We start from the raw sequence: 25,357 nt of genomic DNA on the forward strand, positions 1-25,357 counted from the left end.
GGACCGGAACGCACCACCGCACAAAGAAGGAAGGCGCCCGGACGGACGCCTTCCGAAGAACCACGAACCCCCCGGCGGTCAGGGCAGGTTGCGCGCCATGACGATGCGCTGGACCTGGTTGGTGCCCTCGTAGATCTGGGTGATCTTGGCGTCGCGCATCATGCGCTCCACCGGGTAGTCGCGGGTGTAGCCGTAGCCGCCGAGGAGCTGGACGGCGTCGGTGGTGACCTCCATGGCGACGTCGGAGGCGAAGCACTTGGCGGCGGCGCCCAGGTAGGTGAGGTCGGCGTCGCCGCGCTCGGAGGCGGCGGCGGCCTGGTAGGTGAGGGCGCGGGCCGCCGAGATCTTCATCGACATGTCGGCGAGCATGAACTGGATGCCCTGGAAGTCGGCGATCGGCTTGCCGAACTGCTTGCGCTCCTGGACGTAGCCCTTGGCGTAGTCGAAGGCGCCCTGGGCGACACCGAGGGCCTGGGCGGCGATGGTGATGCGGGTGTGGTCCAGGGTCTTCATGGCCGTCATGAAGCCGGTGCCCTCCTCGCCGATCATGCGGTCGGCGGGGATGCGGACGTTGTCGAAGTAGACCTCGCGGGTCGGGGAGCCCTTGATGCCGAGCTTCTTCTCCGGGGCGCCGAAGGAGACGCCCTCGTCGGACTTCTCCACGACGAAGGCGGAGATGCCCTTGGAGCGCTTCGAGGGGTCCGTCACGGCCATCACCGTGTAGTACTCGGAGACGCCCGCGTTGGTGATCCAGCGCTTGACGCCGTTGAGCACCCAGTGGTCGCCGTCGCGGACGGCCTTGGTCTTCATGCCGGCCGCGTCCGAGCCCGCCTCCGGCTCGGAGAGGCAGTACGAGAACATCGCGTCGCCCTTGGCCAGCGGGCCCAGGTACTTCTTCTTCAGCTCCTCGGAGCCGGAGAGGATCACCGGGAGCGAGCCCAGCTTGTTCACCGCCGGGATGAGCGAGGAGGAGACACAGGCGCGGGCGACCTCCTCGATCACGATGACCGTGGCGAGCGCGTCGGCGCCGGAGCCGCCGTACTCCTCGGGGACGTGCACGGCGTGCAGGTCGTTGGCCACCAGGGCGTCGAGGGCCTCCTGCGGGAAGCGGGCCTCCTCGTCCACAGCCGCGGCGTACGGCGCGATCTTCGCCTCGACCAGGGAACGGACGGCGTCCCGGAGCATGTCGTGCTCCTCGGACGGGCGGTACAGGTCGAAGTCAGCCGATCCGGCCACGGTCTCTCACGCTCCAAAGACGCAGTGATACTGACGCTAATTACCGTTAAGTAACTCAAATTTTAGAGGTCCGGCCCTCACCCGCCTACGTGACCTACGCGACAGCGGGAAAAATGCCCCGCGAGCGGCCCGGATATGCTCGGGCCCGCATGACCGAGCACGACCGACGGACCCGAGCTGGAGCACCCATGAGCCTGAAGATCACCGTGATCGGCACCGGCTACCTCGGCGCCACGCACGCCGCGGCCATGGCCGAGCTGGGCTTCGAGGTGCTGGGCCTGGACGTCGTACCGGAGAAGATCGCCCTGCTGGAACGCGGCGAGACCCCGATGTACGAGCCGGGCCTCCAGGAGCTGCTGCGCAAGCACGTCGCCGGGATCGGGGGATCGACCGGGCGGCTGCGGTTCACCACGGACTGGGCCGAGGCCGGGGCCTTCGGCGACGTGCACTTCGTGTGCGTGAACACCCCGCAGAAGCACGGCGAGTACGCCTGCGACATGTCGTACGTGGACTCCGCGATCGCCTCCCTCGCCCCGCATCTGCGCGGCCCGGCCCTGGTCGTGGGCAAGTCGACCGTGCCGGTGGGCTCCGCCGAGCGGCTGGCGGCCTACCTGGCCGAGCACGCCCCTGCGGGCGCGGACGCCGAGCTGGCCTGGAACCCGGAGTTCCTGCGCGAGGGCTTCGCCGTCCAGGACACCCTGCACCCGGACCGGATCGTGGTCGGTGTCCGCGGCGAGCGCGCCGAGAAGCTGCTGCGCGAGGTGTACGCGACGCCGGTGGCCGAGGGCACGCCGTTCGTCGTCACCGACTTCCCGACCGCCGAGCTGGTGAAGACGGCCGCGAACTCCTTCCTCGCCACCAAGATCTCCTTCATCAACGCGATGGCGGAGGTGTGCGAGGCGGCCGGCGGCGACGTGGCGAAGCTCGCGGAGGCCATCGGCCACGACGACCGGATCGGCCACAAGTTCCTGCGCGCCGGAGTCGGCTTCGGCGGCGGCTGCCTGCCCAAGGACATCCGGGCGTTCATGGCCCGCGCGGGCGAGCTGGGCGCCGACCAGGCGCTGACCTTCCTGCGCGAGATCGACTCCATCAACATGCGCCGGCGCGGCCAGATGGTGGAGATGGCCCGGGAGGCGCTGGGCGGCGGTTCCTTCCTCGGCAAGCGGGTCGCGGTGCTCGGCGCCACCTTCAAGCCGGACTCGGACGACGTGCGCGACTCGCCCGCGCTGAACGTGGCCGGACAGATCCACCTCCAGGGCGGCCAGGTGACGGTGTACGACCCGAAGGGCATGGCCAACGCCCGCAAGGTCTTCCCGACCCTGGGCTACGCCGACACCGCGGAGGAGGCCGTCCGGGGCGCCGACGTCGTCCTGCACCTGACCGAGTGGCGGGAGTTCCGCGAGCTGGACCCGGCGGCGCTGGGCGAGGTGGCGGCGGCCCGGGTGCTGCTCGACGGCCGCAACGCCCTCGACCCGGAACTGTGGCGCCGGGCGGGCTGGACGTACCGGGCGATGGGCCGGCCGACGGCGTGACACCACGGGCCGCAGGTCTGAGGCGCCCCCGGTTCGGCCGAGGCTCAGTCGGCCGAACCGGGGGCTGTGCGCATTGTGCCCCATCGGGGCCGGGGGTCAGGGGCCCTTCGCGCGGTAGCGGCGCATCTTGGCGCGGGCGCCGCAAACCTGCATCGAGCACCAGCGTCCGCGCCCGGCGGGGCTGCGGTCGTAGTACGCCCAGTGGCAGGTCGCGGACTCGCACGCCTTGAGCCTGGTCCAGGTGCCGGCGACGAGTGCCTCGGCGACGGCGGCGGCGACGCGGGAGAGCAGCGGGCCCTGTGCGGCGGGGGCCAGCCGGGCGGAGCCGTCGTGGTCGTCCACGGCGACGTACAGCGGGGCCCGGGCGAGCAGGGTGCCGAGCGGGGTCACGGCGCGGTGCGGCGGGTGGCCGGCGTGGGCGAGCAGCGTGGCCCGCAGCGCCTCGCGCAGTTCGCGGGCCTCGGCGACGCCGTCCTCGGTGATCCCCAGCCGGTCGCGGACCTCCGGCGTGTCCAGCGCGTCGGTGCCCGCCTCGATGTCGAGCGTGTTCACCAGCGTCTCGACCAGCGCCAGGCCGCCCGGAGCGGCGGATCTCTCGCTCATGCTTGCGACGTTACCGCTTCTGCGGGAGCATGCAGTAACGGTTACCGGTTACCCGTCTCTACGGGTAACGCCTAGGAGGTAGTCATGGCTCTCGCCAAGCTCGAATCCGTGGTCCTGGACTGTCCCGACCCCCGCGCCCTGGCCGGGTTCTACGCCGATGTGCTGGGCGGCACGGTGGAAGGGGACGACGACTGGGTGAACCTGCGGGTGCCCGGCGGCCCGACGCTCGCCTTCCAGCGGGCGCCCGGGTTCGTGCCGCCCCGGTGGCCCGCGGCGGACCACTCCCAGCAGTTCCACCTGGACCTGACCGTGCCGGACCTGGACGCGGCCGAGAAGGAGGCGCTGGAACTGGGCGCCAGGCCGCTGGACACCGCCGACCGGTCCCGCAGCTTCCGTGTCTACGCCGACCCGGCGGGGCACCCGTTCTGTCTCTGCGCCGGCTGAGACACCTCGCACAAGAAACCGGAGGACACATGGCACCCGTGGCCCGTTTCCGCAACGTCGTGCTCGACTGCCCCGACCCGCACGGCCTGGCCGCCTTCTACGCGGCGGTGGCCGGGGGCACCCCGGAGCCCGAGGACGACGACTGGGTCGTCCTCCAGGTGCCGGACGGGCCCCGGCTGGCCTTCCAGCGGGCCGAGGGCTACACCCCGCCGGAGTGGCCGCGCGCCGACCGCAACGGCCAGCAGCTGCACATCGACTTCGACGCGGGCCCGACCTGGGCGGACGTCGACGCCGCCCACGAGCGGGTGCTCGCGCTCGGCGCCCGTCCGCTGGACCTGGAGGACCGGGAGAAGAAGGACTTCCAGGTGTACGCCGACCCGGCCGGGCATCCGTTCTGCCTGTCCCGGATCGAGCGGTCGTAGGCGCTCAAGGGGCGTCCGGGTCCAGGTCGCCGATCCGTAGCGTCGGCGCCTCCCGGCGGTGCTGGGCGGCGCGGGCCGTGAAGTCCGCGCTGCGCAGCACCCGCTGGACGTTTCCCCAGGTCAGCAGGGACAGTTCGGTCTCGGACCAGCCGCGCCGGAGCAGCTCGGCGATCAGGTGCGGATAGCGGGAGGCGTCGGCGAGTTCCCGGGGGTGGACCGCCCCGGAGTCGTAGGTGCCGGACAGGCCGACGCACTCGGGGCCGGCCACGTCCCGGACGTGGTCGAGGTGGTCGGCGACGTCCGGGACGGCCGGGCCGGTCTGCTCGGCGGTCAGCGGCACCATGCACAGGCCCTTGGCCCCGCCCAGGGCGGCCAGCAGGTCGTCGGACAGATTGGCGGGGTGCGGGCGCAGGGCGCGGGCGGCCGAGCGGGTGCACAGCACCGGGGTCTTGGACAGGGCGAGGGTGCGCTGGACGGTGGCCGGGCCGGCGCCGGTGACGTCGGCGAGCACCCCGAGCCGGTTCATCTCGCGCACCACCTCCTCCCCGAACCGGGTGAGCCCGGATTCACCGGCCCAGGCGGTGCCGGCGAGGGTGAGGACGCGCAGGCCGAGGGCGTGCAGGACGCGCAGCACGGCGAGCGAGCCGTCCAGCGCGGCGCCGTGCGCGGGGCCGAGCAGCACGGCGACCCGGCCCCGGTTGCGGGCGTCGATGACCTGCCCGGCGGTGCGCACCAGGCGCAGCCCCTCCGGATGGGTCTCGACGACCGAGCGCACCAGGTCCAGCTGTTCCAGGGTCGCCGCGACCGGCCGTTCGCCGACCGGTCCCTCGGGCAGGTGCAGCGACCAGAACAGCGCGCCGACGTGCCCGGCGCGCATCCGGGGCAGGTCCGTGTCGACGGCGGCCTCGCCCAGCTGGAGGTCGTAGCCGGGCAGGTGGCGCAGGGCCCAGGGCAGGCCGCTGTAGCCGTCGGCGACCGGGTGCCCGGCGAGCAGGGCACGGGCCCGCTCCAGCAGGTCCCCGGCCGACACCTCCCCTTCCGGCACGTCCCCGGCGGGCAGGTCCCCCGGCGGAAGGCGGAAGGGGTCGTCCGGCAGGCCGTCGTCCTCGCCGACCTCGGTCGTGCGGGGGATGTCGTCCTGGAGGTCGGCCATGGCGGGCTCCGTACGTCGTCGGCGGCAACGCCGGTCGTGAGCTGCGACGGGCTGTGGCCGGCGTACCGACACGGTCGCACGGAGCGGGCCGGACCTCCTGGTGAGCGGGGCGTTCGGGGGTAATCCGGTCAGCTCTCGCCGGGTGTGCCGTCCAGTTCCCCGATGGTGGCGAGGGAGGGGCCGCGGGTGGCCTGGAGACCGCGGGCCACGTCCTCCGCCGCGCCCAGCACCCGTACCGCGTTCCGCCAGGTGAGCTTGGCCAGGTCGGTGCGGGACCAGCCGCGGTCCAGCAGCTCGGCGAGGAGGTTCGGGTAGCCGGAGACGTCGTCCAGGCCGTCCGGGGTGAACGCGGTGCCGTCGTAGTCGCCGCCGATGCCCAGGTGGTCGATGCCGGCCACCTCGCGCATGTGGTCCAGGTGGTCGGCCACCACGGACACCGTGGCCACCGGGCGCGGGTGGCGCTCCTCGAAGGCGCGGTGCAGCCGCATCGCCTCGGGGCTGGTGTCCAGGTGGTGCAGTCCGTGGGCGCGCAGGTTCTCGTCGGCGGCGGCCGTCCAGTCGACGGCGGCCTGGAGCACGAACTTGGGCACGAACGTCACCATCGCCACCCCGCCGTTGGCGGGCAGCCGCTCCAGGACGTCGTCGGGGATGTTGCGCGGGTGGTCGCAGACCGCGCGGGCGGAGGAGTGCGAGAAGATCACCGGTGCGGCGGAGGCGTCCAGCGCGTCCCGCATGGTGGTGGCGGCCACGTGGGAGAGGTCGACCAGCATGCCGAGCCGGTTCATCTCCCGGACCACCTCGCGGCCGAAGGCGGTCAGGCCCCCGGCCCGGGGCTCGTCGGTCGCGGAGTCCGCCCAGTCCACGTTGGAGTTGTGGGTGAGCGTCATGTAGCGCACGCCGAGCGCGTGCAGGGCGCGCAGGGTGCCCAGGGAGTTGGCGATGGAGTGGCCGCCCTCGGCGCCCATGAGGGAGGCGATACGGCCCTCGGCGCGGGCCGTCTCCAGGTCGGCGGCGGTCCGCGCGGGCGCCAGGTCCGCCGGGTAGCGCTCGAGCATCCGGCGGACGCAGTCGATCTGCTCCAGGGTGGCCGCGACCGGGTCCGGCTGCTCGGCCGGCACGTACACCGACCAGTACTGGGCACCGACCCCGCCCGCGCGCAGCCGCGGCAGGTCGGTGTGCAGCCGGTCGCGGCGGTCCCCGGCGATGTCCAGGGCGTCGAGGTCGTAGCGGACCTGCTCGCGCAGCGCCCACGGCAGGTCGTTGTGACCGTCGACGACCGGGAACTCGCGCAGCAGTTCCCGGACCTCCTCCAGCGCGCCCATGCCGGTCACTTCCCGAAGCCGAAGCCGCTCGCGCCCTCGACCTTGGCGCGCAGCCGCTTGCCCTTCTCGGTGGCCTGGTCGTTCAGGTCCTGCTGGAAGTCGCGCATCCGGTGCAGCAGTTCCTCGTCGTGCGCGGCGAGCATCCGGGCCGCGAGCAGACCGGCGTTGCGGGCGCCGGCGACGGAGACCGTGGCGACCGGGACGCCGGCCGGCATCTGCACGATGGACAGCAGCGAGTCCATGCCGTCCAGGTACTTCAGCGGCACGGGCACGCCGATGACCGGCAGCGGGGTGACCGAGGCGAGCATGCCGGGCAGGTGGGCGGCGCCGCCCGCGCCCGCGATGATCGCCTTCAGTCCGCGGTCGGCGGCCTGCTCGCCGTAGGTGATCATCTCGCGGGGCATGCGGTGCGCGGAGACGACGTCGACCTCGTAGGCGATCTCGAACTCGTCCAGGGCCTTGGCGGCGCCCTCCATGACGGGCCAGTCCGAGTCCGACCCCATGACGATGCCTACAACTGGGCTCATTCGGTGATCGTGCCTCTCAGGTAGCCGGCTGCGTGACGGGCGCGCTCCAGCACGTCGTCCAGGTCGTCGCCGTAGGTGTTGACGTGTCCGACCTTGCGGCCGGGCTTCACGTCCTTGCCGTACATGTGGATCTTGAGCTTGGGGTCCCGGGCCATGCAGTGCAAGTACGCGGAGTACATGTCCGGGAAGTCGCCGCCCAGGACGTTGACCATGACCGTCCACTTGGCGCGCGGGCGCGGGTCGCCCAGCGGCAGGTCCAGCACCGCGCGGACGTGGTTGGCGAACTGGGAGGTGACCGCGCCGTCCATGGACCAGTGGCCGGAGTTGTGCGGGCGCATCGCCAGTTCGTTGACCAGGACGCGGCCGTCGCGGGTCTGGAACAGCTCGACGGCGAGGTGTCCGACGACGCCGAGTTCCTTGGCGATGGTCAGGGCCAGCCGCTCGGCGTGCAGGGCGAGGTCCTCGGGCAGGTCCGGGGCGGGCGCGATCACGGTGTCGCAGACGCCGTTCACCTGGCGGGACTCCACCACCGGGTAGGCGACGGCCTGCCCGTGCGGGGAGCGGACGACGTTGGCCGCCAGCTCGCGGACGTAGTCGACCTTCTCCTCGGCGAGGACGGGGACGCCGGCGCGGAACGGCTCGGCCGCCTCCTCGGCGTTCTCCACGACCCACACGCCCTTGCCGTCGTAGCCGCCGCGGACCGTCTTCAGGACGACGGGGAAGCCCTCGCCCTCGGCCGCGAACCGCACCACGTCCTCGGGGTCGGCCACGATCCGGTGCCGGGGGCACGGGATGCCGATCGCGTCGAGTTTCGCGCGCATCACGCCCTTGTCCTGGGCGTGCACCAGAGCGTCGGGCCCCGGGCGCACGGGAATGCCGTCCGCCTCCAGGGCCCGTAGATGCTCGGTGGGGACGTGTTCGTGATCGAAGGTGATCACGTCGCATCCGCGCGCGAACTCGCGCAGCGTGTCCAGGTCGCGGTAGTCGCCGATGACGACATCGCTCACGACCTGCGCCGCGGAATCCTGAGGGGTGTCACTGAGAAGCTTGAACCTGATGCCCAACGGGATGCCCGCCTCGTGCGTCATACGCGCGAGCTGCCCCCCGCCGACCATGCCGACTACCGGGAACGTCACACCCCTAGCGTATCGGCCACACGGGGGCGGCCGGAGCGCCTCCCTCCCGGAACTCTTACCCGACGCTTTCCCGTCCCTTTCCGGCCTGTTTTCCGGCCGGTTTCCCGGCTGTGGGCCGGTCCATGGGCATGCCGGGGCCCGCGCGGCTAGCATGGCGGGGTTGTCGAACCCTACCGACGGGAGCTGCCCAGCCATGGAACCTCGTTCCGCGAGGCTGCAACGGCTCGTACGCGAGATGGCCAAATTCGGCGCCGTCGGCGGGGCCGGGGTCCTGGTGAACCTCGGTGTGTTCAACCTGGTCCGGAACATGTCGGACCTGCCGGTGGTACGGGCGAGCATCATCGCGACCGTCGTGGCCATCGTCTTCAACTACGTCGGCTTCCGGTATTGGACCTACCGCGACCGCGACAAGGGCGGGCGCACCCGGGAACTGGTGATGTTCCTGCTGTTCAGCGCGGCCGGCCTGGTGATCGAGAACGGCTTGCTGTACCTGGCGACGTACGGCTTCGGGTGGGACACCCCGCTGCAGAGCAACGTCTTCAAGTTCGTCGGCATCGGTGTGGCGACGCTGTTCCGGTTCTGGTCCTACCGCACCTGGGTGTTCCGGGCGCTGCCGGCCGGGCAGGCCGTGGCGGGTGCGGAATCGATTCTGAAGCAGGAACCGCGGCGGCCCGCGCCCCGGCAGCGGGTTCCGTAATCCCGCTTCTCAGCGGACCGTCGCCCGCTGCTCCCCGTCCCTCTTGGGCGCCGGGGGCGTGCGGGAGAGGAACAGCCCGAAGACCGGGGGCTGCGCCTGGAGCAGCTCCAGACGGCCGCCGTCGGCCTCCGCGAGGTCCCGCGCGACGGCCAGACCGATGCCCGTGGAGTTCCGCCCGCTGATCGTCCGCTCGAAGATCCGCGCCCCGAGGTCGGCCGGCACCCCCGGCCCCTCGTCCGTCACCTCGATCACGGCCTGGTTGCCGGTGACCCGGGTGCGCAGGGCCACCGTGCCGCCGCCGTGCATCAGCGAGTTCTCGATCAGCGCGGCCAGCACCTGGGCGACCGCGCCCGGCGTGCCCACCGCCGTCAGGTGCTGCTTGCCGGAGCTGACGATGGCCCGGCCGGCGCTGCGGTAGGCGGGCCGCCACTCGGCGAGCTGCTGCTGGATGACCTCGTCCAGGTCGAAGGCGACCGCGGAGCCGGTGCGCGGGTCGCGCGAGTTGGTCAGCAGCCGCTCCACCACATCGGTCAGCCGCTCCACCTGCGTCAGCGCGATGGTGGCCTCCTCCTTCACCGTCTCCAGGTCCTCGGTGAGGGTGATCTCCTCCAGCCGCATGGACAGGGCGGTGAGCGGGGTGCGGAGCTGGTGCGAGGCGTCGGCCGCGAGGCGCCGCTCGGCGGTCAGCATGCGCGCGATCCGCTCGGCCGAGGAGTCCAGCACATCGGCGACCCGGTCCAGCTCGGGCACCCCGTACCGCTTGTGCCGCGGGCGCGGGTCGCCGGAGCCGAGGCGTTCGGCGGTCTCGGCGAGGTCGGTCAGCGGGGAGGCGAGCCGATTGGCCTGCCTCAGGGCGAGCAGCACGGCCGCGACCACCGCCAGCAGCGCGACCAGCCCGATGATCAGCAGCGTCCGGCCGACCTCGCGGGTCACCGCGGAGCGGGGCTCCTCGACGGTGACCGTCTCGCCCTCCTCGCCCCGCTGCGTGGAGTGGATGGTGTCGCCCTCGGGCTTCTCGCCGATCTCTATGGGCGCCTTGCCGGGCATGCGGATGATCGCGTACTGGTCCTTGCTGACCGGATTGCGCAGTACGTCCGCGTTGACGTTCTCCGCGGCCAGCAGCCGGCTGTCCACGATGCTGGCCAGCCGCACCGCCTCCGACTCGACCCGCTCCTGGGCGCTGTTGCTGATGGTCCGGGTCTCGACGGCGACGAGCGAGACACCGAAGACGGCGATCACCACCAGCACGACGGCGAGGGTGGACTGGATGAGACGTCGACGCATGGTCCGTTACCTGTGGTGATCGCCGGCCCGGACCGGCTCAGCTCTTCTCGAAGCGGAAGCCCACGCCGCGCACCGTCGCGATGTACCGGGGGTTCGCCGCGTCGTCGCCGAGCTTCTTGCGCAGCCAGGAGATGTGCATGTCGAGGGTCTTGGTCGACGACCACCAGGTGGTGTCCCAGACCTCGCGCATCAGCTGGTCCCGGGTGACCACGCGGCCGGCGTCCCGCACCAGCACCCGCAGCAGGTCGAACTCCTTGGCGGTGAGCTGGAGCTCCTCGTCGCCCATCCACGCGCGGTGCGACTCGACGTCGATGCGCACCCCGTGCGTGGCCGGCGGCTGCTGCGGCTCGGCGGACCCGCGCCGCAGCAGCGCCCGCACCCGGGCGAGCAGTTCGGCGAGCCGGAAGGGCTTGGTGACGTAGTCGTCGGCGCCCGCGTCGAGGCCGACGACGGTGTCCACCTCGTCGGCGCGCGCGGTCAGGATGAGGATCGGCACGGTGTGGCCGTCGGCCCGCAGCCGGCGGGCGACCTCCAGGCCGTCCATGCCGGGCAGGCCCAGGTCCAGCACGACCAGGTCGACGCCGCCCTGCATTCCGGCGTCGAGCGCGGCGGGTCCGTCCTCGCGCACCTCGACCTCGTAACCTTCCCGGCGCAGGGCGCGGGCCAGCGGCTCCGAGATGGACGCGTCGTCCTCGGCGAGCAGTACACGGGTCATGAGGTGATGGTAGTCCGCCCGTGTACGGTGCCGGGCCGTGATCGCCTTCCCGGTCTCTTACCTTCGTACGCTGCTGGTACGAACCATTGACCTGGGGATGGGATCGTAGGAGAGACCTTCGAAACCGGTTGCACGGTTCCCGCGACACCTGTGATCCGCGTCTCAAGACCTTCCATATCCGGCAGTGTCCTGCCGTATGGTGACCTGAACGCCTGTAGTACGCACCGGGGACCTTTGGCGGGCAGTCGACGCTGAAGGTCTCTTTTGTGTACGGGCTGGTCCCCCGATCAGCCTCGAAAGGAATGACCTCTGGCCGGGCTCCGGGCGCAGCGACGCGTGTGGGGCGTGGATCCCGGTGGTCGCCGTCCGCCGCCTCCGTGACCCGGAGCCGGAATCCCCCTGGGCGTGGGGGTGGACGGCCGACCTGCCGGTGCCGGCCGCACCCCCACCGGGCGCGCACCCCCCAAGCTCGGCTTCGCCGAGCAGGGGGGACCCCCAATCGCGCGTCCCGAGCAGCAAGGAACGACCATGGCGTCCAGCCTGACGAAGGACTCGGTCCGACCGGGCACCCCCGGTTCCGAGAAGACCTTCTTCGGCCACCCCCGCGGACTGGCCACTCTCTTCATGACCGAGATGTGGGAGCGCTTCTCCTACTACGGCATGAGGGCCCTGCTCCCGCTGTACCTGGTGGCCCCGGGTGGCCTGCACCTCAACGGTGGCACGGCGAGCGCGATCTACGCGGTGTACCTGTCGCTCGTGTACCTGCTCGCCCTGCCCGGCGGCTGGTTCGCCGACCGCCTGCTCGGTCCGCGCAAGACGGTCGCCGTCGCGGGCGCGGTCATCATGCTGGGCCACCTGTGCCTGGCGGTCCCCTTCGCCGCGAGCTTCTACGTCGGTCTGGTGCTCGTCGCCATCGGTTCGGGTCTGCTGAAGGCCAACATCTCCACGATGGTCGGCCACCTGTACAACGGCCCGGAGGACCCGCGCCGCGACGGTGGCTTCACGCTCTTCTACATCGGCATCAACCTCGGTGCCTTCGTCGCCCCGCTGGTCATCGGCACCATCGGCGAGAACGTCAACTGGCACCTGGGCTTCGCGCTGGCCGCGCTCGGCATGGCACTGGGCCTGGTCCAGTACCTGCTGGGCGGCCGTCACCTGAACCCGAAGAGCAGCGAGGTCCCGACCCCGCTGACCGCCGAGGAGAAGACCGCCACGCTGCGCAAGGGCCTGATCTGGCTGGCCGTCGCCGCGGTGTTCTACGGCGTCGTCGGCGGCACCGGTCACTTCACCCTGAACTGGGCGCTGATCCCGCTCACCGTCATCGGCCTGATCGTGCCGATCCTGGTCATCGCCCGGATCCGGCGGGACAAGGACCTGGACGCGGGCGAGCGCTCGAAGGTGTCGGCGTACATCTGGTTCTTCGTGGCCGCCGCCGTCTTCTGGATGATCTACGACCAGGGCGGCTCGACCCTGTCGCTGTTCGCCAAGGACGGCGCCGAGAACTCGGTCCTCGGCTGGGACTTCCCGGTCTCCTGGTACCAGTCGGTGAACCCGGTCCTGATCATGGCGCTGGCGCCGGTCTTCGCCTGGCTGTGGCTGTGGCTGAACCGGCGCGGCAAGGAGCCGAGCACGATCGTGAAGTTCTCTTCCGGTCTGGTGCTGGTCGGTGTGTCCTTCTTCGTCTTCCTCGCCCCGCTGTCGGTCGCGGAGGGCGGTCACAAGGCCGCAGCGCTGTGGCTGGTCGCGATCTACTTCGTGCAGACCGTCGGTGAGCTGACGCTGTCCCCGGTGGGCCTGTCGGTGACCACGAAGATGGCGCCGCAGAAGTACGCCTCGCAGATGATGGGTGTCTGGTTCCTCGCGGTGACCGCGGGCGACTCCGTCACCGCCCTGCTGTCCAACCCGGCCGTCGGCGGCGTCAACCTCGACAAGAAGGGCTTCGTCGCCCTGGAGGCCGTGCTCGCCGTGATCGCGGGTGTGGCGGTGTGGATGTACCGCAACAAGGTCAAGAAGCTGATGGGCAACGTCAACTAGTCCGTCCGGTCCGTCGGGACCGTGCCGGGAGGGCCGCTGCACCCAGGTGGGTGCGGCGGCCCTTTCGTTCATCGGGTCCCGCGTCGTGGCATCAGCGTGAACACCGCGGTGCCCAGCAGGACCGCCGTGCCCGCCACCGGGCCCAGGGCCCGCAGGGCGCCGTGTCCGACGGTGTCGTGGTGGGCGTGATGGTGGGCGTCGTGGCGGGTGTGCCGCCGCCGTCCGCCGTCACCCGGACCGCCGCCGCCTTCGGCACGGCCTCCTTCCGCCCAGCGGGGCGACCGACCACCCACCGGACCGCGCGACGGCCCGCGGGGCGCCGGACAGCGAGGCGAGCGCCAGGAGGACGGCGAGGACGGCCGGGAGGGACGTACGAGGGGGCGGGGAGGGCGCGCGGCGCGCGGCGGCGGGCGGCGGCACCGGGGCGGTGGTGGCGTGCGGTGCGGCCGGGGCCGACGGGGGGCCTGGCCGGGCCTTCTCGAACTCGTAGCGGTCCGGCCGTGGGCGCGGTCCGTCAGCCGCGGGCGGTGCGGCCGCGCCGGGACAGCCACAGGGCACCCGCCGCGCCGGCCAGGAGCACCGCGCCGCCGAGCGTGCCGAGGGCGACGGCGGAGTCCTGGGGACCGGTCCGCGGCAGCTGCCCGCCGCCGGAACCACCGGGGGAGGCTGTTGGCCGGCGTGCGGGTGGTCGTCGTACCGAAGGCCTTGATGGTGGGCGTGCCGGCCGTGAAGGTGACCGTGCCGCTCTTCCCGGGTGTGCAGGTGCCGCTCAAGTCGCTGATTTGGATCGGGGTGTCGGCGGGGATCGCGGCGGTGTCGGCGGGCCCGGTGACGGTGAGCGTGCCCCTGTCGGCGCCGCCCAGCCGGATGGTGGCGCTCGGGTTCATCGCCCCCTTGCCCAGTTCGATCGGGCTGGAGGAGACGCCTTTCTGCCAGGACATCGTGATCTTGTATCCGGCCCCGCTCAAACGCCCGAGCGCGGCGGTTCGTTTCGGGTACGACACGGTCGGTCCCCCCCCATCCGTTCCTGACGGCATATCAGATGGGGCCGTCAAGGTACGCCGGGGGTCGTGAGGGAGGAAGGAAGACGCGTCACACGCCGGAGTCGCGGCGGTCCGGAGCAAACAGCAGGTACAGCAGGTGCGGAGGCCCGGGCACCCGCCGGCACGGCCGGTCGGGGACACGCGTCGGCACGGCCGGGCCGGGAGGCCACCGGCCACGCCAAGGGCCGGAAGGCCACCGCCCTTCGGCGGGCCAGGGCGGTCACCGGCCGCGCCGCGGTCAGGCCGGCGCGCCCAGTTCCGCCCACACCGTCTTGCCCGGTGTGCCGCTGATCCGGATGACGCCCCAGTCCAGACACAGCCGCTGCACGATGAACATGCCGTGGCCGCCGGGCCGGCCGGCCCGGTGCGGGGTGCGCGGGGCGGGCTGGCCGGCGCCCCGGTCCGAGACCTCCACCCGGATCACCTTGTTGTCACAGGTGAGCCGCAGTTCGTCGGGGCCCTCGGCGTGCAGGCAGGCGTTGGTGACCAGTTCGGAGACGACGAGCAGCACATCCTCGGCGGCGGCTCGCCGGTCGGCGGTGGCGGCGGGCAGCCACTCCCACGCGTACAGCGCCTGACGGGTGAAGTCGCGCGCGAGCGGGACGACCCCGCTCTCGCCTTCCAGGCGGAGTCTGCGCACCTGCCGTTCGCGGCTGCGCGGAGTGCCGTCGGTCGGCACGGACGGCGCGGCTGCCCCCGCGGCCGCGCCGACGGCCGGCGCGACTCCCTCGGACGCCCCGGAAGCGCCGCTGGGCTCCGGGCCGCGCTCGCCCGGCGAGTAAGGCCGGGTGGTGCTCATCAGCGCTTCACCTCACCGATTCACCAGTTCACGATTACAAAAGTCCGGTCAGCGGTCCGAGCGGCACCGCGGCCCGTGGTCCCGGCCGAGGAGCCGGACGACGGGCGCCGGCCGCGTCGGCCGTCGCACCACCCGGGGACCGACCGCCCGTCCGCCGGACGCGCGTCCCGTGCGCGTGCCGGCCGGGCCGTCCCCCGCCTTCTTCTGCCCTCTCCTGCCCGACCGATCCCAGGGAACACCCCTGTGTTCGGATGACCCGCGCAACGCCCGCGGGGGCCGGGCGCGGACCCGTCCGTACGGCAGGACACGGCGGCTCAGTCGGCACCGTCGGCCAAGGCGGCCTCCACGGAGTCGTGGACGGTGAAGACCGTCTCGGCCCCGGTGATCTCGAACACCCGGGCCACCACCGGCAGCATGCCTGCCAGGTGGACCCCGCCGCCGGCGGCGTCCGCCTTCAGCCGGGCGCCGAGCAGGACGTTCAGTCCCGTGGAGTCGCAGAACTCCAGGCGGGAGCAGTCCACGACGAGCCGTGAGAAGCCCTTGTCCAGCAGGTCGTCGAGGGGCTCACGCAGAAGATCGGCGGTGTGGTGGTCGAGTTCGCCGGCCGGTGTCACAACGGCGCTGGAGCCCTCTTCCCGCACCTCCACCAGAAGCCGGCCCGACTGTGCGCTGCCGACCGTCCCGTGGTCCATGCCGTCTCTCTCTCCCGAGGTCGTGGCTGCTGATGCCCTCGAACATTACGCCTTCCCTGCGCACTCCGACACCCGAACATCCGCACACAATCGGACATACCGCAACAGAACGCACTTGCGACCCGCTCGGTGCAGCGGGTAGGGCTAGTAAGGACACACACCCCTACACGCCGGCTTCGGAGGCGCCGCACACCGCAGTGCACGTACTGGCTTCGGCAGCCATATGCCGAGAACGATGGAGGACACCCATGTCACCCCGGCTCGACGCATCGCCTACCCCGATCGCGACGTCGACACCCCCACCGGTACAGCTGGATCATCCCATCGACCCCCTCGACCCCTTCGAGGGACTCCCGGAGATCCCCCCCTACGACGAGATCGGCCCGGTCGACGCGCGGGCCCTGTCCAAGACCCTCTTCGAGCGGCTGGAGTCGCTGGAGGAAGGGACGTACGAGCACGCGTACGTCCGCAACACCCTCGTCGAGCTCAACCTCGCGCTCGTCAAGTTCGCCGCCTCCCGCTTCCGCTCCCGCAGCGAGCCGATGGAGGACATCATCCAGGTCGGCACCATCGGCCTGATCAAGGCCATCGACCGCTTCGAACTCTCCCGCGGTGTCGAGTTCCCCACTTTCGCGATGCCCACCATCATCGGCGAGATCAAGCGGTTCTTCCGTGACACCTCGTGGTCCGTGCGGGTCCCGCGCCGGCTCCAGGAGCTGCGCCTGGACCTCGCCAAGGCGGGCGACGAGCTGGCGCAGCAGCTGGACCGCGCGCCCACGGTCGCGGAACTCGCCGAACGCCTCGGCATCTCCAGCGAGGAGGTCGTCGAGGGCATGGCCGCCTCGAACGCCTACACCGCCTCCTCGCTGGACGCCCAGCCCGAGGAGGACGACTCCGAGGGCGCGCTCGCGGACCGCATCGGCTACGAGGACCACGGGCTCGAGGGCATCGAGTACATCGAGTCCCTCAAGCCCCTGATCGCCTCGCTGCCGTCCCGGGACCGGAAGATCCTCTCCCTGCGCTTCGTGGCGAACATGACCCAGTCCGAGATCGGCGAGGAACTGGGCATCTCCCAGATGCACGTCTCCCGGCTGCTGTCGCGCACGCTGGTACGGCTGCGCAAGGGGCTGACCCTGGAGGAGTGACCCGCGCGGCACTTCGCGTGCCCCGATGGGCGGTCCGGCGCCTCGAGGCCGGACCGCCCATCGGGGTCCCCGGTCGCGGGCGGGCCGCCCGACGGCCGGTCAGACGACGCGTACGCCCGCGCGCCACACCCCGGCGACCAGCGGGACGCCCGGGCGGTAGGCCAGGTGGACATGGCTCGGGGCGTCGAGCAGGAGCAGGTCCGCGCGGGCGCCCGGGGCGATCCGGCCGATGTCGGTGCGGCGCAGGGCGGCGGCGCCGCCCGCCGTCGCCGACCACACCGCCTCGTCCGGGGTCATCCCCATGTCCCGGACGGCCAGGGCGATGCAGAAGGGCACGGACGAGGTGAAGGACGAGCCCGGGTTGCAGTCGGTGGACAGGGCGACCGTGACACCCGCGTCCAGCAGGCGGCGGGCGTCCGGCCATTCGGCGCGGGTGGAGAACTCGGCACCGGGCAGCAGGGTGGCGACCGTACGGCTGTGCGCGAGCGCGTCGACGTCCGCGTCCGTCAGGTGGGTGCAGTGGTCGGCGCTGGCCGCGTCGAGTTCCACGGCCAGCTGGACGCCGGGGCCGTGGCCGAGCTGATTGGCATGGATGCGCGGGTGCAGGCCCTTGGCCCTGCCCGCGGTGAGGACGGCGCGGGCCTGGTCGCCGTCGAAGGCGCCCTTCTCGCAGAACACGTCGATCCAGCGGGCGTGCGGCGCGCAGGCGTCCAGCATCTCGCCGGTGACCAGGGCGACATAGGCCGCCGGGTCGTCGGCGTAGTCCGGGCTGACGACGTGTGCGCCGAGGTACGTCACCTCCTCGGTGTGCCGGGCGGCCAGGCGCAGGGCGCGGGCCTCGTCCTCGACCGTGAGGCCGTAGCCCGACTTGGTCTCGAGCGTGGTCGTGCCCTGGCGCAGGGCCTCGGCGAGGTAACGGGTGAGGTTGGCCTCCAGTTCCGCGTCGCTCGCGGCGCGGGTGGCCGCGACCGTGGTGCGGATGCCGCCCGCGGTGTAGGGGCGGCCGGACATGCGGGCGTTGAACTCCTGCGTCCGGTCACCGGCGAAGACCAGGTGGGAGTGGGAGTCCACGAAGCCCGGCAGCACCGCACGGCCGGCCGCGTCGACCCGGTTGTCAGTGGCGGGTGCTTTGCTTGACTCACCGGTCCACACGACCCGGTCGCCGTCGATGACGACGGCCGCGTCCCGGACCAGTCCGAGAGGGGAACTGTCGGCGAGGGAGGGGTCGTTGGTGACCAGCGTGGCGATGTTGGTGATGACGGTGCTGCTCATGGTGTCCTCGTGGGTGGTCGTCAGGCGCGGAGGGCATCGACGGCCCGCGCCAGGGCTTGCGGCACATCGGGGACGCGCGTGTGCACCCCGTCGCGCACGATCTGCCGGCCCCCCACGACCGTGTGCCGTACGTCCGCCGCGCTCGCCGCGAATACGGCCGTCTCGGCGCCCAGCCGGGGCAGTGGTCCGGCCGTCCTGACCGAGTCCAGGGCGATCGTCGTCAGGTCGGCGAGCGCGCCGGGCTCGATGGTGCCGGCCTCGTCCCAGCCGAGGGCGGCGTGGCCGTCGGCGGTGGCGGCCCGCAGCAGGGCGGCGGCCGTCCAGTGGCCCCGGGTGCGGCTGCGCAGCCGCTCGTTCAGCTCCATCGCGCGCGCCTCTTCGAGCAGGTCGATCACGGCGTGGCTGTCGGAGCCGAGACAGAGCGGGGAGCCGGCCCGCTGGAGGGCGACGGCCGGGCCGATGCCGTCGGCCAGGTCCCGTTCGGTGGTGGGGCACATGCAGGTGCCGGTGCCCGAGCCGCCGAGCAGGGCGATGTCCTCCTCGGTGAGGTGGGTGTTGTGCACGCCGGTGGTGCGCGGCCCGAGGACGCCGTGGTCGGCGAGCAGCCGGGTGGGGGTGCGGCCGTGCGCGGCGAGGCATGCCTCGTTCTCGGCGGGCTGCTCCGACAGGTGCACGTGCAGCGGGGCCCGCCGCTCCTCGGCCCAGTGGGCCACGGTCGCCAACTGACCCGCGGGCACGGCCCGTACGGAGTGGATCGCCGCTCCGATCCGTGCGTGATCCCGTTCCTTGAGAACTCCACAGCGTTCGGCCCAGTCCGCCGCGCTGCCGTCGGAGAAGCGCAGCTGGTGGGCGTCCGGCGGCTCGCCGAAGCCGGCGGAGAGGTAGCAGGTGTCCAGGAGGGTGATCCGGATGCCGGCCTCGGCGGCGGCCTCGATCAGCGCCTCGCCCATGGCGTTGGGGTCGGCGTAGCGGGTGCCGCCGGGGGCGTGGTGCACGTAGTGGAACTCGCCGACGCAGGTGATGCCGGCGAGGGCCATCTCGGCGTACACCGCGCGGGCCAGGGCGTGGTAGCCGTCCGGGGTCAGCCGGGCGGCGACGGAGTACATCACCTCGCGCCAGGTCCAGAACGTCCCGGAGCCGACCTGGACCACGCCCCGCAGGGCCCGGTGGAAGGCGTGGCTGTGGGCGTTGGCGAGCCCCGGCAGGGTCAGCCCGCGCAGCACCTCGGCGCCCGGGGGCGGGGTGGCCACGCCCGTGCGCACGGCGCCGATGCGTCCGCCGGCCACGTCCACGGCCACGCCCGGCTCGACGCGGTCGCCGAGCCAGGCGTGCTCCAGCCAGTAGGTTCCCTTGGTCACCGGCAGGCCAGCCCTTCCAGTACGTCGGCGAGTGCGCGCACCCCGGCCACGCAGTCGTCCTCGGCCGCGAACTCGGCCGGGGAGTGCGAGACACCGGTGGGGTTGCGCACGAACAGCATGGCGGTCGGGACGCTCCCGGACAGGATTCCGGCGTCGTGTCCCGCTCCGGTCCCGAGGACGGGCACGGTCAGGCCGGTGTCCTTGCCGAGGATCCGGGCGAGTTCGTCGCGCAGCGCGTGGTCGAACTCGACGACCGGGGTGAAGGACTCCCGGACGACGTCGAGGTCGATGCCGTGCGCGGTGGCGTACTCGCGCGCGGCCCTCTCCACTCCCCCGACGACCTCGTCCAGGGTCTCCTGGTCGGCGGCGCGGGAGTCGAGCCAGCCGCGCACCAGCGAGGGGATCGCGTTGACGCCGTTCGGTTCCACCGCGATCTTTCCGAAGGTGGCGACGGCACCGGCGAGTTCGGCCTCGCGGCGGGCGGCGAGCACGGTCTGGGCGTACGACAGCATGGGGTCGCGGCGGTCGGCCAGCCGGGTGGTGCCGGCGTGGTTGGCCTCGCCCCGGAAGTCGAAGCGCCAGCGTCCGTGCGGCCAGATGGCGCTGGCGACGCCCACCCGGTCGCCGGACAGGTCCAGCGCCCGTCCCTGTTCGACGTGCAGTTCCACGAAGGCGCCGATCCGGGCGAGCCGTTCGGGGTCGGGTCCGATGGCCTCGGGGTCGTACCCGGCGGCCTCCATGGCCCGGGGCAGGGTGACCCCGTCGCCGTCGGTGAGCCGGTGCGCCTGCTCGGCGGTCAGCTGCCCGGCGGTGAGCCGCGACCCGACACAGGCGAGTCCGAACCGGGCCCCCTCCTCGTCACCGAAGTTGACGATGGCGAGCGGTCTGGTGAACCGCGCGCCCCGGCCGCGCAGTTCGTCCAGCGCGGCGAAGGAGGAGACCACGCCGAGGGGCCCGTCGAAGGCCCCGCCGTCCGGCACGGAGTCCAGGTGCGACCCGGTGACGACGGCGTCCCCGGCGGCCGGGTCCCCCAGCCAGGCCCACTGGTTCCCGTTCCGGTCGGCCTCGTACGTCAGCCCGCGCGCCTCGGCCTGCTCCCGGAACCAGTCCCGGCACTCGGCGTCGGCCCCGGTCCAGGCGTGGCGCCGGTAGCCGCCGGAGCCGGGGTGCCGGCCGATGGGGAGCAGCTCGCGCCACATCTCGTGAAAGGAACGCCCGCCGGGCACAGACCCTGGGCCGTGACCCGGGACGGCGGAACCCCCGGACGGTGCCGAGAGGCCGGCCACCACCGGCGCCGGACCCCCGTGTCCGCCCTGACCCGCCGTCACGCCTCGTCACCCTCACGCATCGGCACCCGGACCCCCCGCTCGCCCGCGACGGACTCGGCGATGTCGTACCCGGCGTCCACGTGCCGGATGACGCCCATGCCGGGGTCGTTGGTGAGCACGCGCCGGATCTTCTCGCCGCCCAGCTTCGTGCCGTCGGCCACCGTCACCTGGCCGGCGTGGATGGACCGCCCCATCCCCACGCCGCCGCCGTGGTGGAGGGACACCCAGGACGCGCCCGAGGCCACGTTGACCATGGCGTTCAGCAGCGGCCAGTCGGCGATCGCGTCGGAACCGTCGAGCATGGCCTCGGTCTCGCGGTACGGGGAGGCGACCGACCCGCAGTCCAGGTGGTCCCGCCCGATGGCCAGCGGCGCGGCCAGCTCCCCGCTCGCGACCATGTCGTTGAACCGCTCGCCGGCCTTGTCCCGTTCGCCGTAGCCGAGCCAGCAGATGCGCGCGGGCAGGCCCTGGAAGTGGACCCGTTCGCCGGCCATCCTGATCCAGCGGGCGAGGGACTCGTTCTCCGGGAACAGGTCCAGGATCGCCTTGTCGGTCTTGGCGATGTCGGCCGGGTCGCCGGACAGCGCGGCCCAGCGGAAGGGGCCCTTGCCCTCGCAGAACAGCGGGCGGATGTAGGCGGGGACGAAGCCGGGGAAGGCGAACGCCCGGTCGTAGCCGGCGAGCTTGGCCTCGCCCCGGATGGAGTTGCCGTAGTCGAAGACCTCGGCGCCGGCGTCCAGGAAGCCGACCATGGCCTCCACGTGCCGGGCCATGGACTCGCGGGCGCGGGTGGTGAAGCCGGCCGGGTCCTTCGCCGCCTCGGCGGCCATGTCCTCGAAGGCCACGCCGACCGGGAGGTACGACAGCGGGTCGTGGGCGGAGGTCTGGTCGGTGACGATGTCGATCGGGGCGTTCATGGCGAGCAGCCGCGGGACCAGGTCGGCCGCGTTGCCGAGGACGCCGATGGACAGCGGCTTGCGCTGGTCGCGGGCCTCGGTGGCGAGCTGGAGCGCGTGGTCGAGGGAGTCGGCCCTGACGTCGAGGTAGCGGTGCTCGATGCGGCGCTCGATGGCGCGCGGGTCGCAGTCGATACAGAGGGCGACGCCGTCGTTCATGGTGACGGCGAGCGGCTGGGCACCGCCCATGCCGCCGAGGCCGGCGGTCAGCGTGATGGTCCCGGCGAGCGTGCCGCCGAACTTCTTGGCGGCGACGGCGGCGAAGGTCTCGTAGGTGCCCTGGAGGATGCCCTGGGTGCCGATGTAGATCCAGGAGCCGGCGGTCATCTGGCCGTACATGGTCAGGCCGAGGGCCTCCAGGCGGCGGAACTCCTCCCAGTTGGCCCAGTCGCCGACGAGGTTGGAGTTGGCGATGAGGACGCGCGGGGCCCACTCGTGGGTCTGCATCACGCCGACCGGGCGGCCGGACTGGACCAGCATGGTCTCGTCCTGCTTGAGGGTCCTCAGGGTGCGGACCATGGCGTCGAAGGAGCGCCAGTCGCGGGCGGCCTTGCCGGTGCCGCCGTAGACGACGAGCTTGTCGGGGTGCTCGGCGACCTCGGGATCGAGGTTGTTCTGCAGCATGCGCAGGGCGGCTTCCTGCTGCCATCCCAGGGCGCTGAGTTCCGTGCCGCGCGGTGCTCGTACGGGGCGGGGTCCCGACATCTCTGTCTCCTCCTATGCCTACGACTATTCACATCCTGTAGTCCTGAATAGAGCTAGTCAATACAGGGGAGTGGTCCCGTCCGGGCGTGGCGGGTATCCGGCTGGAGACACCGGAAGCCGGGACAGGACGGAGAGGCCCGTGAAGGACATCGGGGCCGCGCAGGACGTGGGGGCCGGGGCCGCACAGGACCTCGAGGGCGGGGTGGCACCGGAGCCCGGGGGCGAGGCCCGGGAGCGGGCGGCCCGGCGGGACCGGGCGGTGCGGGCGGCCGTCGAGCAGGGGCTACTGGGGCCGGACGCGGCCGTGGTGGGGCTGCTGGACGTCACCGGCATCCGGGAGTCGGCGGCGGCGCTGCGGGCGGCGTTCGGGGCGGTCGTGGCGCCGGGGACGCCGGTGCTGCACGCCTTCGCGGTGAAGGCGTGCCCGCTGGTGCCGGTGGTGCGGCTGCTGCACACGACGGGTCTCGGCGCCGAGGCGGCGAGCCCCGGGGAGCTGGCGCTGGCCCGCGCGGCCGGGGTGCCGGCCGCGCGGACAGGTGCTGGACTCGCCGGCGAAGACCCCGGCGGAGCTGCGCGAGGCCCTCGCCCTGGGGGTCGCGGTGAACGCGGACAACCCGCAGGAGCTGCGCCGGCTCGACGCCCTGGTGCGCGCCGCCCCGTCCCGGTCCCCGCTCGGCCTGCGGGTCAACCCGCAGATCGGCGCCGGCGCCATCGGCGCGACCTCGACGGCGACCCGGACCTCGAAGTTCGGCGTGGCCCTGCGGGACGAGGGGGCGCGCGCCTGGGTCGTGGAGGCGTACGCGCGGCGGCCGTGGCTGTCCCGGCTGCACACGCACACCGGCTCGCAGGGCGTCCCGCTGCCGCTGCTGGCCCAGGGGGTGGCGGAGGTGTACGCGCTGGCGGAGGAGATCAACGCCGCCGTCGGGCGCCGCCAGGTCGACACGATCGACATCGGCGGCGGGCTGCCGGTGAACCTCGCCTCCGAGGAGACCGCGCCGACGTTCGCCGAGTACGCGCGGCTGCTGGCCGCGCGCATACCGGGGCTGTTCGACGGGCGGTACGGGCTGGTGACCGAGTTCGGGCGGTCGCTGCTGGCCCGGCACGGGGCGGTGGTGGCCCGGGTGGAGTACACCAAGGACGCGGGCGGGCGGCGGATCGCGGTCACGCACGCGGGCGTGCAGGTGGCGGTGCGGACGGTGTACGCGCCGGGTGTGTGGCCGCTCAGGATCGCCGCGTACGACGCCGGGGGGCGGCCGAAGGCGGGGCCGAAGACCGTGCAGGACATCGCGGGCCCGGCCTGCTTCTCCGGCGACCTGCTCGCCGAAGGACGCGCGCTGCCCCCGCTGGAGCAGGGCGACTACGCGGTGGCGCTGGACACGGGGGCGTACGGCTTCGCCCACCACTACGCCTACAACTCCCTCGCGCGGCCGGGGATCTACGGCTACGCCCCGGACGGGTACGGGGGCACGGCCTTCGCGACCGTGCGGCGGGCCCAGACCGTCGCCGAGGTGGTGGCCGACTCCGGAGGGGCGCACGCGTCGGCGCTCACCACCCTCCGGGCTCCCGAAAGCCGGTGACGCGCCCCGGCCGCCGGCCGCACGGACGGCGCAACCGCCTTGGAACACACGTCAGTTGACCAACACTAGTACGTCGGACGCATGTTCCACCGGAAAATGCCAAAGGCCCCACCTCCCGCACACACGTTGCGTAGTGTCGGCGTCACTCAGCCGGAGTCCCAGGCGGGAGGAAGCCACGGTGCCCGGAATCGACGAGTGCTTACTGGAAGCGATGCGCCTGCCCGGTGCCCGGGGAGCCGCGCTGGTGGACTGGACGAGCGGACTGGCGCTCGGCGCGGTCGGGGAGGCTCCCGGCGGCGACCACGAGACGAGTGCCGCCGAGGCCGCCGAACTGGCCCGGCTGGCCGCCGAGCACGGCACCTTCGCCGCAAGCCGCGCGGGGCTGCCACCCGTGGAGGACCTGATCGTCAGCAACGGTGACAGCTACCACCTGCTGCGGTTCGTGGACACCTCCTTCGACAGCAGCGTGTTCCTGCACCTGTGGCTCGGCCGCGAGGAGGGCAACCTCGCGCTGGCCCGGATCCGGCTCGGCGAGATGGCCGCCCGGCTGGTGCTGGGATGACCATGGTGCGGATCCCTCCGCCGGCCCTGCCGGTGCGGGACAGACGGGCCGCGCGCGCCCTGTCCCCGATGCTGACCCGGCTCGCCGAGGAGCGGGCCACCGGCGTCCTGGTCCGCGAACACGGCGTCCTGCATCTCGCCGAGGGCCGGGTGGTGCACGCCGAGAGCCCCCTCGCCCCGGATCTCGGCGTGCTCCTCACGGCCCACGGCACCCTCGCGGCCGCCGCCTGGCAGCGGGCCGCCGCCCGGGCCCCGGACCCCGCGCGGGCGGCGGAGGCGCTGCTGCGTTCCGGGGTGCTGCCCACCGGCGCGCTGGAGCTGTGCCACCTGGACGCGCTGTACGACGCGGGGTACTTCGCGCTGGCGCCGAGCGGCACGCCGGGCCGGTTCCGGTACGGCGCCGGGCCCCGGCTCGGCCCGCTGCCCTCGGTGCCGGTGGTCGCGCTGGAGCGCGAGACGCTGCGCCGCCGGCTGCTGCTGCACCGGCTGTGGCCGGACCCGGCCGCCGACAGCGCCCCGCTGATCCGCGCCGACCCGCCGCCCGGCGCCGCTTCCGCCCTGCCGGTCACCCCCCGGCAGCGGGCCGTCCTGGACCGCGTGGACGGCGTCCGCACGGCCGCCGACCTGGCCCGGGACCTGGGCCGGCAGGCCTTCCACACGCTGGTCGACGTCCGCCGGCTCACCGCGGCCGGCCGGATCGCGCCGGTGTCCGCCGGCCCCGCCCCGCCGCCCGCACCACCCCCTCTCCCGGTCACCACCGACCCCGACATCGCGCTGCTGAAGAGGCTCAGGGATGCGCTGGAGGCGCTTTGAACG

At 72.9% G+C, this 25,357-nt stretch carries 22 protein-coding genes and 2 pseudogenes; 9 read left to right on the forward strand and 15 right to left on the reverse strand.

The genetic code is table 11. The features are described 5' to 3' along the window. Positions 1–78 precede the first annotated feature (78 nt). On the reverse strand, positions 79–1,236 hold the full coding sequence (locus HB370_RS16915) for an acyl-CoA dehydrogenase (protein WP_030788049.1): 1,158 nt from the start codon (positions 1,234–1,236) through the stop codon (positions 79–81). A gap of 188 nt (positions 1,237–1,424) precedes the next feature. Here HB370_RS16915 and HB370_RS16920 point away from each other — a divergent pair, with 188 nt between their 5' ends. Further along, entirely contained in the window at positions 1,425–2,768 is a 1,344-nt protein-coding gene (locus HB370_RS16920; protein ID WP_030788051.1) for a UDP-glucose/GDP-mannose dehydrogenase family protein, read from the forward strand. Positions 2,769–2,864: 96 nt separating this feature from the next. Here the strand turns inward: HB370_RS16920 and HB370_RS16925 are convergent, their stop codons facing one another. After that, positions 2,865–3,371, reverse strand: coding sequence for a CGNR zinc finger domain-containing protein (locus HB370_RS16925; protein ID WP_030788053.1), 507 nt, complete (start codon positions 3,369–3,371; stop codon positions 2,865–2,867). A gap of 84 nt (positions 3,372–3,455) precedes the next feature. On the opposite strand from HB370_RS16925, the gene HB370_RS16930 reads away from it, so the two are divergent. Continuing rightward, positions 3,456–3,815, forward strand: coding sequence for a VOC family protein (locus HB370_RS16930; protein WP_030788055.1), 360 nt, complete (start codon positions 3,456–3,458; stop codon positions 3,813–3,815). Positions 3,816–3,844: 29 nt separating this feature from the next. Next, positions 3,845–4,237, forward strand: coding sequence for a VOC family protein (locus HB370_RS16935; RefSeq protein WP_030788057.1), 393 nt, complete (start codon positions 3,845–3,847; stop codon positions 4,235–4,237). A gap of 4 nt (positions 4,238–4,241) precedes the next feature. Here the strand turns inward: HB370_RS16935 and HB370_RS16940 are convergent, their stop codons facing one another. From HB370_RS16940 to HB370_RS16955, 4 genes are all read right to left on the reverse strand, one after another. Further along, positions 4,242–5,390, reverse strand: coding sequence for a dipeptidase (locus HB370_RS16940; protein ID WP_030788059.1), 1,149 nt, complete (start codon positions 5,388–5,390; stop codon positions 4,242–4,244). Positions 5,391–5,518: 128 nt separating this feature from the next. Continuing rightward, positions 5,519–6,721 carry a dipeptidase gene (locus HB370_RS16945; protein ID WP_037702548.1) on the reverse strand — a complete coding sequence of 401 codons (1,203 nt, stop codon included), beginning with the start codon at positions 6,719–6,721 and terminating at the stop codon, positions 5,519–5,521. Next, on the reverse strand, positions 6,718–7,239 hold the full coding sequence (gene purE, locus HB370_RS16950; RefSeq protein ID WP_078637677.1) for a 5-(carboxyamino)imidazole ribonucleotide mutase: 522 nt from the start codon (positions 7,237–7,239) through the stop codon (positions 6,718–6,720). Before purE ends, HB370_RS16945 begins: the two co-directional genes overlap by 4 nt. Continuing rightward, positions 7,236–8,375, reverse strand: a complete 1,140-nt coding sequence (locus tag HB370_RS16955) for a 5-(carboxyamino)imidazole ribonucleotide synthase (RefSeq protein ID WP_030788070.1) — start codon at positions 8,373–8,375, stop codon at positions 7,236–7,238. Before HB370_RS16955 ends, purE begins: the two co-directional genes overlap by 4 nt. 193 nt (positions 8,376–8,568) lie before the next feature. On the opposite strand from HB370_RS16955, the gene HB370_RS16960 reads away from it, so the two are divergent. Further along, positions 8,569–9,072 (forward strand): GtrA family protein, encoded by a 504-nt coding sequence (locus HB370_RS16960; protein ID WP_030788073.1) that lies wholly within the window; start codon positions 8,569–8,571, stop codon positions 9,070–9,072. A gap of 9 nt (positions 9,073–9,081) precedes the next feature. Here HB370_RS16960 and HB370_RS16965 read toward each other — a convergent pair whose 3' ends face one another. Both HB370_RS16965 and HB370_RS16970 read right to left on the reverse strand, forming a co-directional pair. Further along, on the reverse strand, positions 9,082–10,356 hold the full coding sequence (locus tag HB370_RS16965) for an ATP-binding protein (RefSeq protein ID WP_030788076.1): 1,275 nt from the start codon (positions 10,354–10,356) through the stop codon (positions 9,082–9,084). 37 nt (positions 10,357–10,393) lie between these two features. Further along, positions 10,394–11,071 carry a response regulator transcription factor gene (locus HB370_RS16970; protein ID WP_030615631.1) on the reverse strand — a complete coding sequence of 226 codons (678 nt, stop codon included), beginning with the start codon at positions 11,069–11,071 and terminating at the stop codon, positions 10,394–10,396. 528 nt (positions 11,072–11,599) lie between these two features. Here HB370_RS16970 and HB370_RS16975 point away from each other — a divergent pair. After that, positions 11,600–13,105 (forward strand): oligopeptide:H+ symporter, encoded by a 1,506-nt coding sequence (locus tag HB370_RS16975; RefSeq protein ID WP_030788078.1) that lies wholly within the window; start codon positions 11,600–11,602, stop codon positions 13,103–13,105. A gap of 514 nt (positions 13,106–13,619) precedes the next feature. Here the strand turns inward: HB370_RS16975 and HB370_RS16980 are convergent. From HB370_RS16980 to HB370_RS16990, 3 genes and pseudogenes are all read right to left on the reverse strand, one after another. Next, positions 13,620–14,070 (reverse strand): annotated as a pseudogene (locus tag HB370_RS16980) (LPXTG cell wall anchor domain-containing protein); the annotation flags it as partial. A gap of 316 nt (positions 14,071–14,386) precedes the next feature. Beyond that, on the reverse strand, positions 14,387–14,947 hold the full coding sequence (locus HB370_RS16985) for an ATP-binding protein (RefSeq protein ID WP_030788086.1): 561 nt from the start codon (positions 14,945–14,947) through the stop codon (positions 14,387–14,389). 314 nt (positions 14,948–15,261) lie between these two features. Continuing rightward, complete coding sequence (locus HB370_RS16990; RefSeq protein ID WP_030615625.1) at positions 15,262–15,639, reverse strand: STAS domain-containing protein; 378 nt, start codon at positions 15,637–15,639, stop codon at positions 15,262–15,264. A 248-nt stretch (positions 15,640–15,887) separates the two neighbouring features. Between HB370_RS16990 and HB370_RS16995 the strand changes: the two genes are divergently transcribed. Continuing rightward, positions 15,888–16,784: an RNA polymerase sigma factor SigF gene (locus HB370_RS16995; protein ID WP_030788089.1), complete on the forward strand. Its 897-nt coding sequence runs from the start codon at positions 15,888–15,890 to the stop codon at positions 16,782–16,784. Between the two features lie 99 nt (positions 16,785–16,883). Here the strand turns inward: HB370_RS16995 and hutI are convergent, their stop codons facing one another. The 4 genes from hutI to hutU form a co-directional block, all read right to left on the reverse strand. Continuing rightward, on the reverse strand, positions 16,884–18,056 hold the full coding sequence (gene hutI / locus HB370_RS17000; protein ID WP_030788091.1) for an imidazolonepropionase: 1,173 nt from the start codon (positions 18,054–18,056) through the stop codon (positions 16,884–16,886). 20 nt (positions 18,057–18,076) lie between these two features. Next, on the reverse strand, positions 18,077–19,414 hold the full coding sequence (locus HB370_RS17005) for a formimidoylglutamate deiminase (RefSeq protein WP_030788095.1): 1,338 nt from the start codon (positions 19,412–19,414) through the stop codon (positions 18,077–18,079). Then, positions 19,411–20,613 (reverse strand): allantoate amidohydrolase, encoded by a 1,203-nt coding sequence (locus tag HB370_RS17010; RefSeq protein ID WP_030788100.1) that lies wholly within the window; start codon positions 20,611–20,613, stop codon positions 19,411–19,413. The genes HB370_RS17005 and HB370_RS17010 overlap by 4 nt, the downstream gene beginning before the upstream one ends. A gap of 125 nt (positions 20,614–20,738) precedes the next feature. Beyond that, entirely contained in the window at positions 20,739–22,403 is a 1,665-nt protein-coding gene (gene hutU / locus HB370_RS17015; RefSeq protein ID WP_030788102.1) for a urocanate hydratase, read from the reverse strand. A 202-nt stretch (positions 22,404–22,605) separates the two neighbouring features. Here hutU and HB370_RS17020 point away from each other — a divergent pair. From HB370_RS17020 to HB370_RS17030, 3 genes and pseudogenes are all read left to right on the forward strand, one after another. Then, positions 22,606–23,980 (forward strand): annotated as a pseudogene (locus tag HB370_RS17020) (diaminopimelate decarboxylase). A gap of 178 nt (positions 23,981–24,158) precedes the next feature. Then, a complete protein-coding gene (locus HB370_RS17025; RefSeq protein WP_078637678.1) occupies positions 24,159–24,542 on the forward strand; it encodes a hypothetical protein in 384 nt (127 codons plus the stop codon). Further along, positions 24,539–25,354: a hypothetical protein gene (locus tag HB370_RS17030; RefSeq protein WP_030788111.1), complete on the forward strand. Its 816-nt coding sequence runs from the start codon at positions 24,539–24,541 to the stop codon at positions 25,352–25,354. The genes HB370_RS17025 and HB370_RS17030 overlap by 4 nt, the downstream gene beginning before the upstream one ends. Positions 25,355–25,357 lie beyond the last annotated feature (3 nt).

Source organism: Streptomyces sp. DSM 40868 (assembly GCF_011820545.1).
Lineage (GTDB): Bacteria > Actinomycetota > Actinomycetes > Streptomycetales > Streptomycetaceae > Streptomyces > Streptomyces eurythermus.

Bases quoted from the DNA above. Each gene is read 5' to 3' on its own strand.
- HB370_RS16940 (WP_030788059.1), bottom strand. From the start codon at position 5,390: ATGGCCGACCTCCAGGACGACATCCCCCGCACGACCGAGGTCGGCGAG.
- HB370_RS16990 (WP_030615625.1), bottom strand. From the start codon at position 15,639: ATGGACCACGGGACGGTCGGCAGCGCACAGTCGGGCCGGCTTCTGGTG.
- hutU (WP_030788102.1), bottom strand. From the start codon at position 22,403: ATGTCGGGACCCCGCCCCGTACGAGCACCGCGCGGCACGGAACTCAGC.
- HB370_RS16925 (WP_030788053.1), bottom strand. From the start codon at position 3,371: ATGAGCGAGAGATCCGCCGCTCCGGGCGGCCTGGCGCTGGTCGAGACG.
- HB370_RS17010 (WP_030788100.1), bottom strand. From the start codon at position 20,613: ATGTGGCGCGAGCTGCTCCCCATCGGCCGGCACCCCGGCTCCGGCGGC.
- HB370_RS16995 (WP_030788089.1), top strand. From the start codon at position 15,888: ATGTCACCCCGGCTCGACGCATCGCCTACCCCGATCGCGACGTCGACA.
- HB370_RS16960 (WP_030788073.1), top strand. From the start codon at position 8,569: ATGGAACCTCGTTCCGCGAGGCTGCAACGGCTCGTACGCGAGATGGCC.
- hutI (WP_030788091.1), bottom strand. From the start codon at position 18,056: ATGAGCAGCACCGTCATCACCAACATCGCCACGCTGGTCACCAACGAC.
- HB370_RS16920 (WP_030788051.1), top strand. From the start codon at position 1,425: ATGAGCCTGAAGATCACCGTGATCGGCACCGGCTACCTCGGCGCCACG.
- HB370_RS16965 (WP_030788076.1), bottom strand. From the start codon at position 10,356: ATGCGTCGACGTCTCATCCAGTCCACCCTCGCCGTCGTGCTGGTGGTG.
- purE (WP_078637677.1), bottom strand. From the start codon at position 7,239: ATGAGCCCAGTTGTAGGCATCGTCATGGGGTCGGACTCGGACTGGCCC.
- HB370_RS17030 (WP_030788111.1), top strand. From the start codon at position 24,539: ATGACCATGGTGCGGATCCCTCCGCCGGCCCTGCCGGTGCGGGACAGA.
- HB370_RS16930 (WP_030788055.1), top strand. From the start codon at position 3,456: ATGGCTCTCGCCAAGCTCGAATCCGTGGTCCTGGACTGTCCCGACCCC.
- HB370_RS16970 (WP_030615631.1), bottom strand. From the start codon at position 11,071: ATGACCCGTGTACTGCTCGCCGAGGACGACGCGTCCATCTCGGAGCCG.
- HB370_RS16985 (WP_030788086.1), bottom strand. From the start codon at position 14,947: ATGAGCACCACCCGGCCTTACTCGCCGGGCGAGCGCGGCCCGGAGCCC.
- HB370_RS16935 (WP_030788057.1), top strand. From the start codon at position 3,845: ATGGCACCCGTGGCCCGTTTCCGCAACGTCGTGCTCGACTGCCCCGAC.
- HB370_RS16975 (WP_030788078.1), top strand. From the start codon at position 11,600: ATGGCGTCCAGCCTGACGAAGGACTCGGTCCGACCGGGCACCCCCGGT.